The 14,328-nt window shown below is 74.7% G+C and carries 14 protein-coding genes; 9 read left to right on the top strand and 5 right to left on the bottom strand.

Annotation, left to right across the window (positions count from 1 at the left end):
- The first annotated feature begins 7 nt into the window (after positions 1 to 7).
- The 3 genes from ACWEMJ_RS04275 (at position 8) to ACWEMJ_RS04265 (ending at position 2,832) form a co-directional block, all read left to right on the top strand.
- Positions 8 to 472: a DIP1984 family protein gene (locus tag ACWEMJ_RS04275; protein WP_452135416.1), complete on the top strand. Its 465-nt coding sequence runs from the start codon at positions 8 to 10 to the stop codon at positions 470 to 472.
- Between the two features lie 339 nt (positions 473 to 811).
- A complete protein-coding gene (locus ACWEMJ_RS04270; protein WP_452135415.1) occupies positions 812 to 1,915 on the top strand; it encodes a glycosyltransferase in 1,104 nt (367 codons plus the stop codon).
- A gap of 299 nt (positions 1,916 to 2,214) precedes the next feature.
- Positions 2,215 to 2,832 (top strand): hypothetical protein, encoded by a 618-nt coding sequence (locus tag ACWEMJ_RS04265; protein ID WP_452135414.1) that lies wholly within the window; start codon positions 2,215 to 2,217, stop codon positions 2,830 to 2,832.
- A 118-nt stretch (positions 2,833 to 2,950) separates the two neighbouring features.
- On the opposite strand, the gene ACWEMJ_RS04260 is transcribed toward ACWEMJ_RS04265, so the two are convergent.
- Positions 2,951 to 4,120: a CopD family protein gene (locus ACWEMJ_RS04260; protein WP_452135413.1), complete on the bottom strand. Its 1,170-nt coding sequence runs from the start codon at positions 4,118 to 4,120 to the stop codon at positions 2,951 to 2,953.
- 295 nt (positions 4,121 to 4,415) lie between these two features.
- Here ACWEMJ_RS04260 and ACWEMJ_RS04255 point away from each other — a divergent pair, with 295 nt between their 5' ends.
- The 5 genes from ACWEMJ_RS04255 (at position 4,416) to ACWEMJ_RS04235 (ending at position 9,600) form a co-directional block, all read left to right on the top strand.
- The gene (locus tag ACWEMJ_RS04255; protein WP_452135412.1) at positions 4,416 to 5,120 is read left to right on the top strand and encodes a hypothetical protein; all 705 of its coding nucleotides are present in this window, start codon (positions 4,416 to 4,418) and stop codon (positions 5,118 to 5,120) included.
- Between the two features lie 190 nt (positions 5,121 to 5,310).
- Positions 5,311 to 6,090, top strand: a complete 780-nt coding sequence (locus tag ACWEMJ_RS04250; protein WP_452135411.1) for a thiol:disulfide interchange protein DsbA/DsbL — start codon at positions 5,311 to 5,313, stop codon at positions 6,088 to 6,090.
- A 222-nt stretch (positions 6,091 to 6,312) separates the two neighbouring features.
- Positions 6,313 to 7,212, top strand: a complete 900-nt coding sequence (locus ACWEMJ_RS04245) for an ABC transporter permease (RefSeq protein ID WP_452135410.1) — start codon at positions 6,313 to 6,315, stop codon at positions 7,210 to 7,212.
- Positions 7,202 to 8,398 carry an ABC transporter ATP-binding protein gene (locus ACWEMJ_RS04240; RefSeq protein WP_452135409.1) on the top strand — a complete coding sequence of 399 codons (1,197 nt, stop codon included), beginning with the start codon at positions 7,202 to 7,204 and terminating at the stop codon, positions 8,396 to 8,398. Before ACWEMJ_RS04245 ends, ACWEMJ_RS04240 begins: the two co-directional genes overlap by 11 nt.
- Before the next feature lie 2 nt (positions 8,399 to 8,400).
- Positions 8,401 to 9,600 carry a glycosyltransferase family 4 protein gene (locus ACWEMJ_RS04235; RefSeq protein ID WP_452135408.1) on the top strand — a complete coding sequence of 400 codons (1,200 nt, stop codon included), beginning with the start codon at positions 8,401 to 8,403 and terminating at the stop codon, positions 9,598 to 9,600.
- Between the two features lie 67 nt (positions 9,601 to 9,667).
- Here ACWEMJ_RS04235 and ACWEMJ_RS04230 read toward each other — a convergent pair whose 3' ends face one another.
- Positions 9,668 to 10,291, bottom strand: coding sequence for a hypothetical protein (locus ACWEMJ_RS04230; RefSeq protein WP_452135407.1), 624 nt, complete (start codon positions 10,289 to 10,291; stop codon positions 9,668 to 9,670).
- A 162-nt stretch (positions 10,292 to 10,453) separates the two neighbouring features.
- Here ACWEMJ_RS04230 and ACWEMJ_RS04225 point away from each other — a divergent pair, with 162 nt between their 5' ends.
- The gene (locus ACWEMJ_RS04225) at positions 10,454 to 11,095 is read left to right on the top strand and encodes a GNAT family N-acetyltransferase (RefSeq protein WP_452135406.1); all 642 of its coding nucleotides are present in this window, start codon (positions 10,454 to 10,456) and stop codon (positions 11,093 to 11,095) included.
- Here the strand turns inward: ACWEMJ_RS04225 and ACWEMJ_RS04220 are convergent.
- The 3 genes from ACWEMJ_RS04220 to ACWEMJ_RS04210 form a co-directional block, all read right to left on the bottom strand.
- Positions 11,067 to 11,807, bottom strand: coding sequence for an SAM-dependent methyltransferase (locus tag ACWEMJ_RS04220; RefSeq protein ID WP_452135405.1), 741 nt, complete (start codon positions 11,805 to 11,807; stop codon positions 11,067 to 11,069). The two genes, ACWEMJ_RS04225 and ACWEMJ_RS04220, sit on opposite strands and share 29 nt — an antisense overlap.
- A complete protein-coding gene (locus ACWEMJ_RS04215; RefSeq protein ID WP_452135404.1) occupies positions 11,807 to 12,982 on the bottom strand; it encodes a glycosyltransferase in 1,176 nt (391 codons plus the stop codon). The genes ACWEMJ_RS04220 and ACWEMJ_RS04215 overlap by 1 nt, the downstream gene beginning before the upstream one ends.
- A 436-nt stretch (positions 12,983 to 13,418) precedes the next feature.
- Positions 13,419 to 14,177 (bottom strand): glutamate racemase, encoded by a 759-nt coding sequence (locus ACWEMJ_RS04210; RefSeq protein WP_452135403.1) that lies wholly within the window; start codon positions 14,175 to 14,177, stop codon positions 13,419 to 13,421.
- Between the last annotated feature and the right edge of the window lie 151 nt (positions 14,178 to 14,328).

The following is a 14,328-nucleotide window of genomic DNA, read 5'->3' as shown; positions in this document are numbered from 1 at the left end:
TGGCGCGGTGAAACTGGCTGAAGCGCTCGCACAGCGCGCGGCCGCGGTGCGGCAGGTGGAGCAGTTGCGGTCCCGGGTCGTCGGCAGCGCCCGCTACCAGGAGGGCGAGGAGCCGGCCGAGGACGCGGCAGAGGTCCTGGCCCGGACCGAGGAGACGCTGGACGAACTGGAGCGGCTGATCCGGCAGATCAACCGGACCAACTCCACCGCGATCGTCGAAGGCGGCGGCACCCTCACCGACGCCCTCGCCCGCCGGGACGTCCTGCGCCTGCGCCACTCGGTCGTCACCACGGCCGCCGACGCCGCCTCCGGGCGCGGCGCCGTCCGGCAGCTGCGCTCCGAACTGCGGATGTTCTCCGCCCTCCCGGTCGCCGAACTCCGCGCCCGGGCGGACCTGCTGGCCAAGGAGGTCCGCGAGGTGGACACCATGATCCAGCGCGCCAACTGGGAGATCGACCTGATCGAGGACTGACCTCACCCACAAGCCGGGTGTGGGAAGCAGGTAGTCGTGGAGGCGTGCACACACCGCGGCCGGCGGTTCATCCGGCCCCGGCGCGCGAAGAGCAGCGCAGGGGTTCAATTCCCCACCGACAATGCAGCTCAGCAACGCGCACAGGTGACAGAGCACATCGCACAGCTCACTACCACCGTGCAGATCCACCGACGAGGGCGGGAACGGGGCGCCCCACACCCCACCGCGAGGGCCGTGCCGCACATCGGCACGGCCCTCGCTCCCCGAGCAGGTGTGGGCGCGCGGGCAGTTGGCCGAAGCGGGCCCGGCGGCCCGGGGCGGCTGGGTAGGGTCGGGCCCATGGCCGAGCCGCGCGTGCTGCATGTGATCACCGATCCGCGCGCCCGGGGCGCCCAGCGTCTCGCCCGTGACCTGCATGCCGAACTGGCGCGCCGGGGACAGGCGTCCGAGCTGGTGGCGCTGCATCCGCATCCGGACGCCGATCCCGCCGATCCCGCCGGGCCGGTGGCCGTGCTGGGGCCCTCGCGCCACCACCCGGACACGCTGCGGGCGCTGCGCCGGGCGGCCCGGCGGGCCGACGTGGTGGTGGCGCACGGGTCGTCGACGCTCCAGGCGTGCGCGCTCGGACTGCTGGGCACCCGCACCCCGTTCGTCTACGTCAACATCGGCGACCCCCGGCACTGGACGGCGACTCCCGCCCGCCGCCTGCGAGTCGGCGCGTTCCTGCACCGGGCCGCCGCCGTCGCCGCGATCTCCCCGCACGGCGTCGACCTGCTGCGCACCCGCTTCCGGCTGCCCGCCCGCCGGCTGCACGTGCTGCCCAACGCCCGCCCGGCACAACGGTTCCGGCCCGCGGCCGGCCCCGCCGAGAAGGCCGCCGCCCGCGCGGCCCTCGGACTGCCCGCCGGCGGCCCGCTGATCGCCTGGGTCGGCGCCCTCAGCCCCGAGAAGCGCCCCGACGTCGCCCTCGCCGCCCACGCCGAACTCCCCGACACCGTCCACCTCGCCCTCGCCGGCGAAGGCCCCCTCCGCGAACGCCTCGCGGCCGCCGCCGGCCCCCGCACCCACCTGCTCGGCCCGCTCGCCGACCCCGCCCCGCTCTACCGGGCCGCCGACCTGCTGCTGCTCACCAGCGACTCCGAGGGCGTCCCCGGCGTCCTGATCGAAGCCGCCCTCACCGCCCTCCCCGCCGTCGCCACCGACGTCGGCTGGGTCTCCGACGTCGTCCGCCACGGCGAGACCGGACTCCTCACACCCCCCGACAACCCCACCGCCACCGCCGAAGCCCTCCACACCCTCCTCACCACCGACCGCACCCCCTACGCCACCGCCGCCCGCACCCACGCCCTCACCCACTTCGACCTCGCCACCGTCACCACCCACTGGCAGCACCTCCTGCGCGACATCGCCCACCGGGGGCGGCCCGCCAGCCGGAGCACGTGATCCGTCGGCCGGTGCCTTCGTCCCCGCGGTGCGCCACGTCGACGTCGCCGGTGCGCGCGTCGAATCCCGGCAGCGGTCCGAGGGCGGCGAAGCGGTCCCGGTGAGCGGCGGCATGCCGGCGCCGCCGGTCAACTGGGCGCATTCCAGCCCGAGTTCGGCACGGCCGGCCGGATTCTTGTTCGCGACTCAGGACGCTGGTCCGTCGTCGGCCCGCTGTTGGCCCGCCGCTCGCCTCCGGGTCCTACGGTGGGCCCTTCCCCGCTCGGGGCGGGGACGGGACGGGATCGGGGGACGGACGGGTGCGACGCAGGATTCCGACGGCCGGGGCCGCGCTGGCGGCGGCCTTGCCGGCGAGCGGCTGCACGGCGGCCGGGACGGACGTTACGGCCGCGACGGCCGCCGGCCCCGGGACAACTGCGCCGACCGCCGAACCGCCGCCCGGCGAGGCCGCCACCCCGCCGTCGGCCACGTCGCCGGCCCCGGCCGTCAGCCCTTCGCGACCCACTGCACCGGCGTCGACCCGCACGGTCCCACCGACGCCGAGCGCACCGACGCCGAGCGCACCGCCGTCCTTCGCCGCACCGCACGTCTCCGCGATCCGCGTCGACGGACCCTGCGGGCTGAACGGCCACACCTACGAGGCCGACTTCGTCATCACCCTGGCGGGCGGCCAAGGATGGCGGATCAAGCCGCAGTCCGCGCAGCGGGTACGCCCGGACGGGACCTCGCTGGTCTACCGCTACGGCGTGCTGTCGCTGGACTGGCCGCCACCGCCCGCGTCACTTGTCGACGGCAAGTTCCGGGTGGGCTACCCGCTGAGCGACGACGGCCTGCAGGTGATCGCCCTCGCGGACGGATCGGTGCACGGCATCGTCGTCCCCGCCGACCTCCGGGCCACGATCGACTGCACACCGTAGGGCCGCCGGGAGGAGCCCTGCGACAGCTGCGCCCGCCGGCCCGACGCCGGCTGTGCCCGCCCTCGTCGCCGGCACCTGCTGCGCCACGCCGACGCCGCCCGGCGCGCGCCGGGCCCGGTCAGTGAGCGGTGGCGGCCGTGCGGCGGGCCAGGGCGTCGGAGGCCTTCGTCGTGGCGTAGAGCGAGACCGCGAGGGCGGCCGTCATCGCGGCGCCGGCGGCGAAGACGGTGGTGTCGGAGACGGCCTTGGGGCTGCCGGCCTCGGCGCGTGCGGAGCCGGTGATGAAGGGCAGGACGATCAGGACGGCCGCGCCGAGGGCGACTTCGCCCCAGACCACCTTCGGGAAGTGGCGCAGGGTGAGGTGCAGCAGCGAGGAGGTGTCGTCGGCGCGGCGGGCCCGGACGATCCTCGGCATCAGCCAGAACTGGTTGAACGCCCCGGCCGTGACCAGGCCGAGGACCAGCAGGAGCTTGATCAGCAGGGCGATGCCGTAGCCGGTGGTCCACAGCTGGGAGACGGCGCCGACGTGCTTCCAGCCGATCCAGAGCCCGGAGACGGTGACCGCGCCGACGCACACCATCGCGACCAGGCTGAAGCGGCGCCAGATGTCGGCCCACAGCAGGCCGGCGCCCGCGCCGAGGCGGTCGCGGGTGGCCGCGAGGGCGACCAGCAGGGCCAGGCCGCCGAGCCAGACGGTGCCGGAGACGATGTGGAGCTGGCTGAACACCGGGTCGAGCCGGCGGTCGAGGTCGGTGGGCGCGGTGGCGGGGATGCCGGCGACCAGCGTGATGGCGAGGGACGCGGGCAGCGCCGCGAGGACGACGCGGTCGAGGTGGCGGCGGACCGCCGGGACGAACAGCGCGATCAGGGCGGCGGCGGTGGCGACGAGCACCAGGTTCTGCAGCTGGTAGAGCGTGCCCTGGGCGATCCAGGCGCCCTTGGCCGCGGGGGCGTCGAGGAAGTCCGCTATCCGGCCGGGGGCCATCGCGTCGCCGAACGGCATGCCCTTGCCGGCCCTGGCGACCCGCGCCACCAGCTGGAAGTACCCGGTGACCAGCAGGACGACGCCCGCCCAGGCCAGGTAGCGGGCCGCGCGTCCGCGCAGCGCGGCGGCGTCCTCGGCGGTGGTGCTCTCGGCCCGGAGCGCGGGCCGTACGGAGGCGAGGTAGGTGACGGTGGTGCCGATGGCGCCGCTCAGGCCCAGGAAGTAGCCGGCCTTGGTGAGGACCCGCCAGGTCGGGGGCATGGTGTATCCGGCCGCCTCCGCGGCCAGCAGCAGGTGATTCATAAGGTGATCCTAACCTTACTAAGGACAGCCTTTCCTTATGGTGGTCTTACGGGTGAGCGTGCGGCGGCCGGGGCGTCGAACCGGCCCGGGTCGAGGGGAGCGGCGTTACACGCGTCGCGCCGTCGGCACCCGAACCGACCTGGCGCCGAAAGGGCTTCGGCTGTCGGCGGCCTCTCCTGGCGTGTAACAGCGACGTACCGGACACGTAGCCGAGGAACCGTCCGACAACCGGACGCGTGGTGACGCATGCCCGCCGACCGGCGGGCCGTGCCACCCGCCCCCGCAGGAGCCTCCGTTGAACCTCCGCAAGCCCGCCGCCCTGGCGATACTCGTCTGCTCCGTCCTCGCCCTGACGGCCTGTGACTCCGACACCGCCGCCGGTCCGGCGCCCGCCGGCAGCTCCGCCGCGAGCGCCCTGGCGGCCGCGCCGTCCACCGACGCCTCCGCCGGCGCGTCGTCCGGCGCGTCCGGCGGTGGCAAGTCGTCCGCGCCCGCCAAGCCCGCCGGCGACGTCAAGGCCTGCGGCGGCTCCGAGAAGGAGAGCGACGTCAAGGCCGAGCTGACCCTCGACCGGAGCGCCGACCCGCGCATCACCGGCATCGTCAAGCTCACCAACACCAGCGGCACGGAGTGCGTGGTCTACGGCAAGGCCGACCTGCGCACCGACCACACCCAGCAGTTCGAGAAGCTGGTCAGCGGCGTCCTCGGCAACGGCAGCTTCGCCGCCGACAAGGCCGGCGGCACCGTGCTGCACCCCGGCGTGCCGGTCTACCAGGCGGTCAGCTGGCTCGCCTCGCCGCCCGTCGCGCCCAACGCCTCCTGCACCACCGGCTCGCTGCTGGTGATGGTCCGCAACGAGGGCGTGCTCACCCTGCCCATGCCGGTCAAGGACGCCCGCTACTGCCCGGAGAAGGAGGAGGGCTCCCCGCAGGTCCGGATCGGCGTCCCGCAGGTCTCCGAGGCCGACGCCAAGGCCCAGTTGCGCACCGTCGGCAAGTGAGCCGCGGGCGGTGACCCGGAACCGGCGGGCGGGTGGGCGGGGGCGCCGCCCGCCCGTCGGGGGCCCGCGCAAACGGCCAACGCCCCACCGTCCGACGTCAGTTCGAGCGGCACTGCTCCGTTCCGGCGAATTCCGCCGACCGGGACCGGATCGCCTGGCCCGCGACCGGGCAGCCTGCCACGCTGCCCTGGTGAAGCCGCTGTTGAGAACCACCGTCCTGATCGCCGTCGCCGGAGGCCTGATCGCCGCCCCGGCCGCCGCCGCCCACGCCGTGTCCGCGTTTCCGACCGCGTCGCACGGCCCGACCGGCCGGCACCCGCTGACGCCGAGCCAATACCTGGCCGCCGCCCAGCAGTCCGCGCCCGCCAGGCACAACACGCCCGCCCAGCAGGCCCCCCAGGCCCCGCCCCCGCAGGCCGCGGCCGCCGCGCCGCAGCCCGCCGCCGGCGGTCCGAAGGCGACGCGGACGCACGAGGCCGTCGAGTTCTTCTGGTACGACTGCTCGCACTCCGCCGCCCTGGAGACCCCGCTCACCGACTGGGCGGCCAGGCACACGGCGGACGTCAAACTGCGCCGCATCCCGGCGATCTGGGTCGGCAGCCCGGACGAGGCCGCGCAGCGCGCCCACGCGCGGCTGTTCTACACCCTCGACCGGCTCGGCGAGGTGGACCGCCGGCAGGCCGCCGTGTTCCACGCCGTCCGCGACCAGCACGCCGACCTGACCACCGAGCAGGGCGCCACCGACTGGGCCGCCGCGAACGGCATCGACGCCGCCAAGTTCCGCGCCGCCTACCGCTCCCCGGAGGTGGACCGGGCCGTCGAGCAGGCGCCCGAGCTGTTCACCGACAACCAGGTCAACGAGCTGCCCACGGTGATCGTGGACGGCGGCGGCCGCACCTCGCCCACCCGGGCCGACGGCGTCGACAACATGCCCGCCGCGCTGGACCGACTGGTCGCCGAAGCGAAGTAGCACCGGCCCGCACGCCGCGAACTCCCGCGGCGAACACGCCAGTTCGGCCCGAAACCGTCGACTGCCGGGCTGAGCTGGCGCAATCTTCACGGAACCCGCCCGCCGCCCCCACACTCTGTGTCATGGTGGTCGCCGGGCGGGCCGGACAGCACCGGACGCCCGGCTCACAGTCGACACAGACACCGGACGCGGCTGCGCCGCGCCCGGAGAGGGCGGGAGTCCGTGGGGGGACAGCGCGCACAGGTCATCGACGACCGCGAGGGCCGACCGGCCCCCGGCGGCGTCACGATCCCGGCCGGGCCACCGCCCGAACTGGTCTTCAAACGCCGGCTGCGCCCCGTCAAGGTCGCCCACGAGCTGTGGGCGGCACGGGAGTTGGTGCGCGCCCTGGCCGAACGCGACCTGCGCGCCCGGTACAAGCAGGCGGTGCTCGGCTTCGCCTGGGCGGTGCTCACCCCGCTCGCGCTGTGCGCCATCTTCACCCTGGTGTTCCACCGCGCCGTCAAGATCGAGACCGGCGCGGCCCCGTACACGCTGTTCGCCTACGTCGGCCTGATCGTCTGGCAGTTCTTCAGCAACACCATGAACCAGGGCGCGCTCAGCCTGGCCAACAACCTCAGCCTGCTGAACAAGGTGTACTGCCCGCGCGAGGTGTTCCCGCTGGCCACCATGCTGGTCGCCACCGTGGACATGGCGATCGGCGTCGGCGTGCTCGGCCTGATGTTCCTGGTGTTCTGGACCGCCCCCGCCGCCACCTTCCTGTGGGCGCTGCCGCTGCTGCTGATCCAGTTCGCCTTCACCTACGGCATCGCGCTGATCCTGTCGGTGGCCGTGGTGTACCTGCGCGACGTCCGCCACCTGCTGCCGATCATCACCCAGATGGGCGTGTTCGCCACCCCCGTCGCCTACCCGCTGGCGAAGATCCCGCACCGGCTCCAGGAGATCTACGTCGGCGTCAACCCGCTCGGCGCGGTCATCGAGGGCTACCGGAAGGCCCTGCTGTACGGGGAGGCGCCGGACGGGCGGATGACGCTGATCGCGGCCGCCAGCTCGGTGGTCTTCCTGGTCGGCGGCTACCTGTTCTTCAAGAAGCTGGAAACGGGGATCGCCGATGTCGCGTGACTACCCTCTGGGCACCATCCGCACCCAGCAGGTCTGGAAGCGCTTCCGCGCCGACCAGCAGCGGATGCTGCTGCGCGACCGGGTCGAACAGGCCGCCCGCCGCCTGCGCGGCGACCGCGGCGAGGAGTGGCGCTGGGCGCTGCGCGACATCAACCTGCACATCGAACCCGGCGAGTCCGTCGGCCTGATCGGCTCCAACGGGTCCGGAAAGTCCACCCTGTTGAAGATGCTCACCCGGGTCATGTACCCGTACGCGGGCGTCATCGACGTGCGCGGCCGGATCGGCGCGCTGATCGAGATCCGGGCCGGCATCCACCCCGACCTGACCGGCCGGGAGAACATCTACCTGTTCGGCGCGCTGCTCGGCCTCAAGCGCCGCGAGGTCGCCGGACGCTTCGACGACATCGTCGAGTTCGCCCGCCTCGGCGGCGCCATCGACCGGCAGGTGAAGTTCTACTCCTCCGGCATGCAGATGCGCCTCGGCTTCGCGGTCGCCGCCTACCTGGAGCCGCACGTCCTGCTGGTCGACGAGGTGCTCGCGGTCGGCGACGCCGTCTTCCAGCAGCGCTGCCTGGACCGGATGCGCGAGGTCGCCGAACAGGGCACCACGATCGTCTTCGTCTCGCACGACCTGCCCGCCGTGCAGTCCATCTGCCGGCGCGGCGTCTGGCTCGAACAGGGCACCGTCCGGGTGGACGCCGGGATCAAGGACGCGCTGGCCGGCTACCGCGACTCCATCGAGGCGCAGTCCGAGGCGAGCGCCCGGGTCGGCGAACCGCTGGCGCTGCTCAAGCACGAGGTGCGCGGCGAGGACGGGGCGGAGACCCTGCACACCGACGAGGGCGTCACCGTCGAACTCACCCTCGGCGGCGACTACCGGGGCGACGCCACCCTGCACCTGGGCGTCAGCGAGGGCACCTCCAGCCCGATCTTCCAGATCAGCCACGAGATCCGGCTGACCGGCGGCGACCACCGGGTGGCCTGCGTCATCCCCCGGCTGCCGCTGCCGCGCGGCCGCTACACCCTGTGGACCGGCGTCTACTCCATCGGCAAGACCGACGGCGGCACCCTGATGAGCTGGCACTCCGCCGGCCAGTTCGACGTGTTCGGCCCGATGCTGGACACCCCGCCGCGCGCGGTCGTGCTCGCCGCGCCGGTCTTCGTACCGCACCAGTGGGAGGAGTGAGCGTGCGTTCGGTCCGTGTCCTGGTCCACCTCAACAACCTTGCCCTCGGCGGCGCCCAACTCAACGCCGTCGACATCGCCCGCACCCTGCGCGACCGGGGCCACCAGCCCGTGCTGTTCGCCCAGGGCGTCGACGGCCCCGCCCCGCTCGTCGAACTCGCCGCCTCCCACGACCTCGACCTGGTCGTGGCCGGCGACCCCGAGACCCCGCACGCCGTGATCCGCGCCCGGCTCGGCCGGCTCGCCGACGAACACGGCTCGCAGCTCGTCCACGCCTGGGAGGTCCGCGCCGCCCGCAACGCCTACTTCGGCCCCGGCCGGCAGGGCCGCCTGCCCATCGTCACCACCTTCTACGGCATCCGGATGCTGCGCGGCATGCCCCGCCACCAGCCCCTGGTCCTCGGGCTCGGCGCCCTGCTGCCGGACGCCCGCGCCTTCGGCCACCGCGACCTGCGGCTGATCGAACCCCCCGTCAACACCGCCCTCGACGCCCCCGGCGCGGTCTCCGGCGCCGCCTTCCGCGCCGAAGTCGGCGCCGCGGACGGGCAGTTGCTGCTGTGCATCGTCACCCGCCTGGTCTCCGGCCTGGAGAAGGACGCCGGCGTGCGGCGCACCATGCACGCCGTCCGCCTGCTCGACGACCCGTCCCTGGTCCTCGCCGTCGTCGGCGGCGGCCCCAGCGAGGAGCCGCTGCGCGCCGAGGCCGCCCGCCTCAACGCCGAACTCGGCCGCGAGGCCATCGTCCTCACCGGCCAGCGCTCCGACCCGCGCCCCGCGTACCAGGCCGCCGACCTGGTCCTCGGCATGGGCAGCTCCGCCCTGCGCGGCCTCGCCTTCGGCAAACCCGTCATCGTCCACGGCGCCGACGGCTACTCCGCTATCCACGAACCCGGCCCGCTGGTCGAACCCCACGCCTCCCGCTGCATGTACGGCCACGGCGACGGCCCCGCCGACGCCAAGGCCCTCGCCGCCCAGATCCGCGTCCTCGCCGACGCCCCCGACCGCCGCGCCGAACTCGGCAGTTGGGGCCGCGACTGGGTGGTCGGCCGGTTCTCCCTCGACCACGTCTCCACCGCCTTCGAGGAGATCTACCGCGAACTCCTCCGCCAACCCCCGGGCCGCACCGCCTGGCTCCGCGACCTCGAACAGATGACCCGCTACGAGTACGTCAAGCCCACCGCCCGCCGCCTCCTCACCCGCTGACCCCCAGCCGGCCCGACGCCTCCGCGGACGGCGGCGGCGAGCCCCCGGCAGCCCGGGACCGCCGCCCTCAGCCCACCCGTAGCTGGTGCTCGGGCCGGCCGGTCTTCGGGTCGAGGGCGACCAGGAAGACCTCGCCGCCGTCGGTGGTGAGCCTGATCCGGTCGGGGCCGTCCCACTGGGCCGAGGCGAGGGCGTTGTCGGGGTCGTCGCCGTTGAAGTAGCCGAGCCGCCACCGTCGTGCGGTCAGGCCGGAGCCGGCGTCCACCGAGACCCACCAGACCGGATCGATCATCGCGGCGCCCTCGTGGACCACCAGGCTGCGGTCGGAGCGGCCGGGAGCCGGCCGGTCCAGGGTCTTGTCCGGTGTGTTGCCGAAGACGAGCAGCACGACGGGCGAGGCCAGCACGGCGCAGCCGAGGAACGGGACCAGCAGGAACGTCCTGGTCGCGCGGGAACGGACGCCGATCACGACGGCGAGGACGACCAGCACCACCACTGCGGCGGCGTACGGCAGCGGGTGGTGGAAGCCCTCGATGAGCACGACCGGTCCGCCGCGCCGGGCGGATCGGTCCGCGGCGTAGGTCAGCGCGAGGAGCAGGACCGCCAGGACGAGCAGTCCGAGCGCGGTCGCCCGTCGCGTGCGCGGCGACCAGCGGGACCGGCCCGCCGACGCTCGGTCGCTCCCGTCCACAGCCCCGCCCCCGGTCATGACACTCCGTCGAGTCGATCAATTCAGGGGGACAGACTACGGCTCGGGCGGGCCGGTTCAACAGGGAAAGGGGAGGGTCCGTCGGCCGCCCGGCAGGGGTAGGTTCGGCTTCGTGGAGAAGACGCTTCCGGAGAGGTGGTCGGAGTGCTCACGCTGACCGCGATCGCCGACCGCCCGCACCGGCTGACACGCCGTCTGACGACCCGCGACGGCCGGGCCTTCGTCTTCCGCCCCCTGGACCACTCCGACGCCGCGCGACTGGCCGACTTCCTCGGCGCGCTGTCCGCCGGCACCCGCCGGTTCAGCACCTTCGACGGCTACGACCTGCCCCACGCCCAGGAGTTGTGCGATGCGATCGCGCGCTACGACAAGCTCAGGCTGGTGCTGGAGGACGCGGCGTCCCGCCGGATCGCCGGCCTGCTGGAGTTCAGCCTGGCGCTGGTGCCGTCGGACCTCGCGCGCTACCGGGCGGCCGGCCTCCGCCTCGCCGAGGGCGCCGACTGCCGCTTCGGCCTGACCCTGGCCGACGACTGCCAGAACCGGGGCCTCGGCACGCTCGTCCTCCCGCTTGTCCTGGACGTCGCACGGCAGCTCGGCAGGTCGAGGATCATCCTGTGGGGCGGTGTCCGCGCCGACAACCACCGGGCCGTTCGCTACTACGAGAAGAACGGCTTCCGGCGGGTCGGCGAGTCCGCCGAACCGGACGGCTCGCGGTCGCTGGACATGATGCTGGACCTGTCTGAGCGGGCCGCAGGCGTCAACTGCCGTGGCGCAGCAGGAGGGTGACGAAACCGAAGCCGTCGCGGTACTCGGTCAGCCACTGGTCGCGGTGCTCGGAGGCGGTGGCGAGAGCCTGCTCGCGCTCGGGGCCCGGGGGCTGGTCGAGGGCCCAGTCGGTGAGGGAGCCGGTCCAGGACCACTCGTAGGTGTCGAGTTCCTCGCGGGTGGAGGTGTGCCCGGCGATCGGCCACCAGTCGGCGGCGCGCAGGACGCCGAGGACACCGGACAGGTCGGTGAGGTCGTCGCCGAAGAACTCCCGGGCGCGGTCCGGGGGTTGGCCGTCCCAGTAGGACTCGCCGAGCAGCAGGGTGCCGCGCGGGGCGAGGAGCGGGCGGACGGCTTCGAGGGTCGGCAGCAGACCGCCGAACGCGTGGGCCGCGCCGACGGAGAGGACGGCGTCGAAGGGTTCGTCCGCCTCGAAGTCCCGCGCGTCGGTGCGGTGCAGCTCGATCCGGTCGGCGACGCCCGCCTGCTCGGCGGACCGGCGGCCGGCCTCCAGTGCGGCCGGATCGGTGTCGACGCCCACCGCGCGCAGCGCCGGACGGAGCGCCAACGCCCCCAGCAGCCATGCCGCTTCGCCGCAGCCGAGGTCGAGCAGCCGGCCGTCCGGGCAGCGCCGCAGCTGGCGCGCCAGCAGGCGGTGCGCCGACTCCTCCGACAGCGGGGCGGCGATGGGGTGGTCGCGGTGGGCGATCCGCCCGCGCTCCTGGCGGTTCATCAGCTCGTCGTGCCCGTACGGTCGGCGGGGCGCGGGTACGTCCGTCCCTTCCAGGCCGAGCCCCGGCCGCGCCAGTGCTGGACGGCCGAGTCGACCGTCATCAGCAGGTACAGCAGCGCGGTGAACGGCAGCAGCGGGGCCTCCGCCACCGGTCGGCCGTAGTAGCGGAGCATCGGTGCGAACGTGGCGGCCATGAGCGTCCACGCGGCGAGCCCGGCCCCGGCGGTCCACCAGGAACCCGTCAGCAGGCCGGTCGCGGCGGCGATCGGCGGCGCCAGGTAGACCAGCGTCAGGCCGAGCACCGTACCGAGCAACAGCAGTGGCGAGTAACGGAGTTGGGCGTAGGCACTGCGCGAGACCATCCGCCACAGCGGCGCCAGCCCGGGGTAGGGGCGGACGGAGTCGACCCGGTCGGCGAGGCCCAGCCAGGTGCGGCCGCCGGTGCGCTTGACCGCCCGGGCCAGCGACACGTCGTCGATCACCGCGCCGCGGATCGCCGCCACCCCGCCCGCCCGTTCGAGCGCCTCGCGCCGGACCAGCGAGCAGCCGCCGGCCGCCGCGGCGGTACGGGAGCCGGGACGGTTGGAGCGGCGGAACGGGTACAGCTGGGCGAAGAAGTACACGAACGCCGGGACGATCAGCCGCTCCCAGCCGGACGCCACCCGCAGGCGGGCCATCTGCGAGACCAGGTCCAGCCCGTGCGCCTCGCCCGCCGCGACCAGGGCCCGCAGGGAGCCGGGCCGGTGCGCGATGTCGGCGTCGGTCAGCAGCAGCCACTCGGCGTCGTCCGCGTGCCCGACGCCGTGCCGCAGCGCCCACAACTTGCCCGTCCAGCCCTCGGGGAGCGGCGGGGGAGTGGTCACCGCCAGCTCCAGACCCGGGGCCGCCGCCGCCAACTCCCGCGCCAGCTCGGCCGTTCCGTCGGTGCTGTGGTCGTCCACCAGGACGACCCTGGCCCGCCCCGGGTACCGCTGCGCGAGCAGCGACGGCAGCGACGCCGGCAGCACCCCGGCCTCGTCCCGCGCCGGGACGACCACCACCACGTCCGGCCACCGCGACGGCTCCGCACCGCCGCGCGGCAATCGCTGATCGGTCCGCCAGAACCCGCCGTGGCACACCGCCAGCCACACCCAGGCCACCAGCGCCACCACGGACACCCACCACAGCACGGTCACCCGGGCAGTCTGCCCCAGCGACGATGCGACGACGCCGAGGCACGACGGGGTGCGGGGCGGGTGAGGCGGGAGGGTGCTGCGGGATTGGGGGTGCGGGTGGTGGTGGGCGGTCTGCCCCAGCGGCGATGCGACGACGCCGAGGCACGACGGGGCGCGGGGCGGGTGCGTGGCGTTGTACGGGGGCGGGAGGGTGCTGGGGGTGCGGGTGGTGGTGGGCGGTCTGCCCCAGCGGCGATGCGAGGACGCCGAGACGCGACGGTGCGCGGGGGTGGGGGTGGTCGGCGATGTGCGGCGGGCGGCGCCGAGGCGCCTGGGCGAGGGGTGCGGCTGTCGGCGTGGCACCCCGTGCGGACGCCCGGCCGCGGGGACGGCCCGCTCGCGAAGCGGTGCTGCGGCCCTGCTCCGGTGTGTGCGGCGAAGCAGTCGGCCGCGGAGGTCAGACCCGGGCGCCGAGCAGGATCTCGCCCTGCGGGTAGTTGAGGGCGGCGGCCTGGAGCGCGGCGGGGCGGCCGGAGTGGAGGACGGTGAGGGTGCCGGCGCCCGGGGTGGGGGCGGCGATCCGGCGCAGCGCCTGGGCGGCGACGGCGTCGGCGGAGCCGTGGAAGCGGGCGGGGACGGCCAGCGCGGAGGCGATCCGGTCGTCGACGAGCTCGTAGTGGGTGCAGCCGAGGACGACGTCCGTGGTGGCGGCGGGGGTGCGGGCCGCGGCGTAGGCGATGGCGGCGGCGATGGCGTCCTCGTCGGCGTGCTCGACGGCTTCGGCCAGGCCGGGGCAGGCCACCTCGTGGACCTCGCTCGCGCCGGCGCCGAACTCGGCGATCAGGCCGCGCTGGTAGGCGCTGCCGGTGGTGGCGGGGGTGGCCCAGATGGCGACCACGCCGCCCGCGGCGGTGGCGGGCTTGATCGCGGGGACGGTGCCGATCACCGGCAGCGCGGGCTCGAACTCGGCGCGCAGCCGGTCGAGCGCGTGCACCGTCGCGGTGTTGCAGGCGACCACCAGCGCGTCGGGCTCCAGCGCGGCGGCGGCGCGGGCGCAGGCGAGGGCGTGCTCGGTGATGTCCTCGGGGGTGCGGGGGCCCCACGGCATGCCGTCGGGGTCGCAGGAGATGACCAGATCCGCGTCCGGCCGCAGGCGGCGCAGCGCGGCGGTGGCGGCGAGCAGTCCGATTCCGGAGTCCACGAGGGCGATCTTCACGAGCAACGACTCTACCTCTTGACCGGTCGCGGGCCCGGGGGCGTGGCTCCCGACCGGGCGCGGGCGGGGCCGTCGCGGGCGGGGCCGGGCGGGTGATTGCGAAAGGCAGGCATTTGCCTGCATGATGGAGGGGTGAGCGCAGAACCGACCC

Source organism: Kitasatospora sp. NPDC004531, assembly GCF_053602195.1.
Note: the sequence above shows the minus strand (reverse complement) of the source record. Positions and strands in the feature narration are given on the sequence as shown.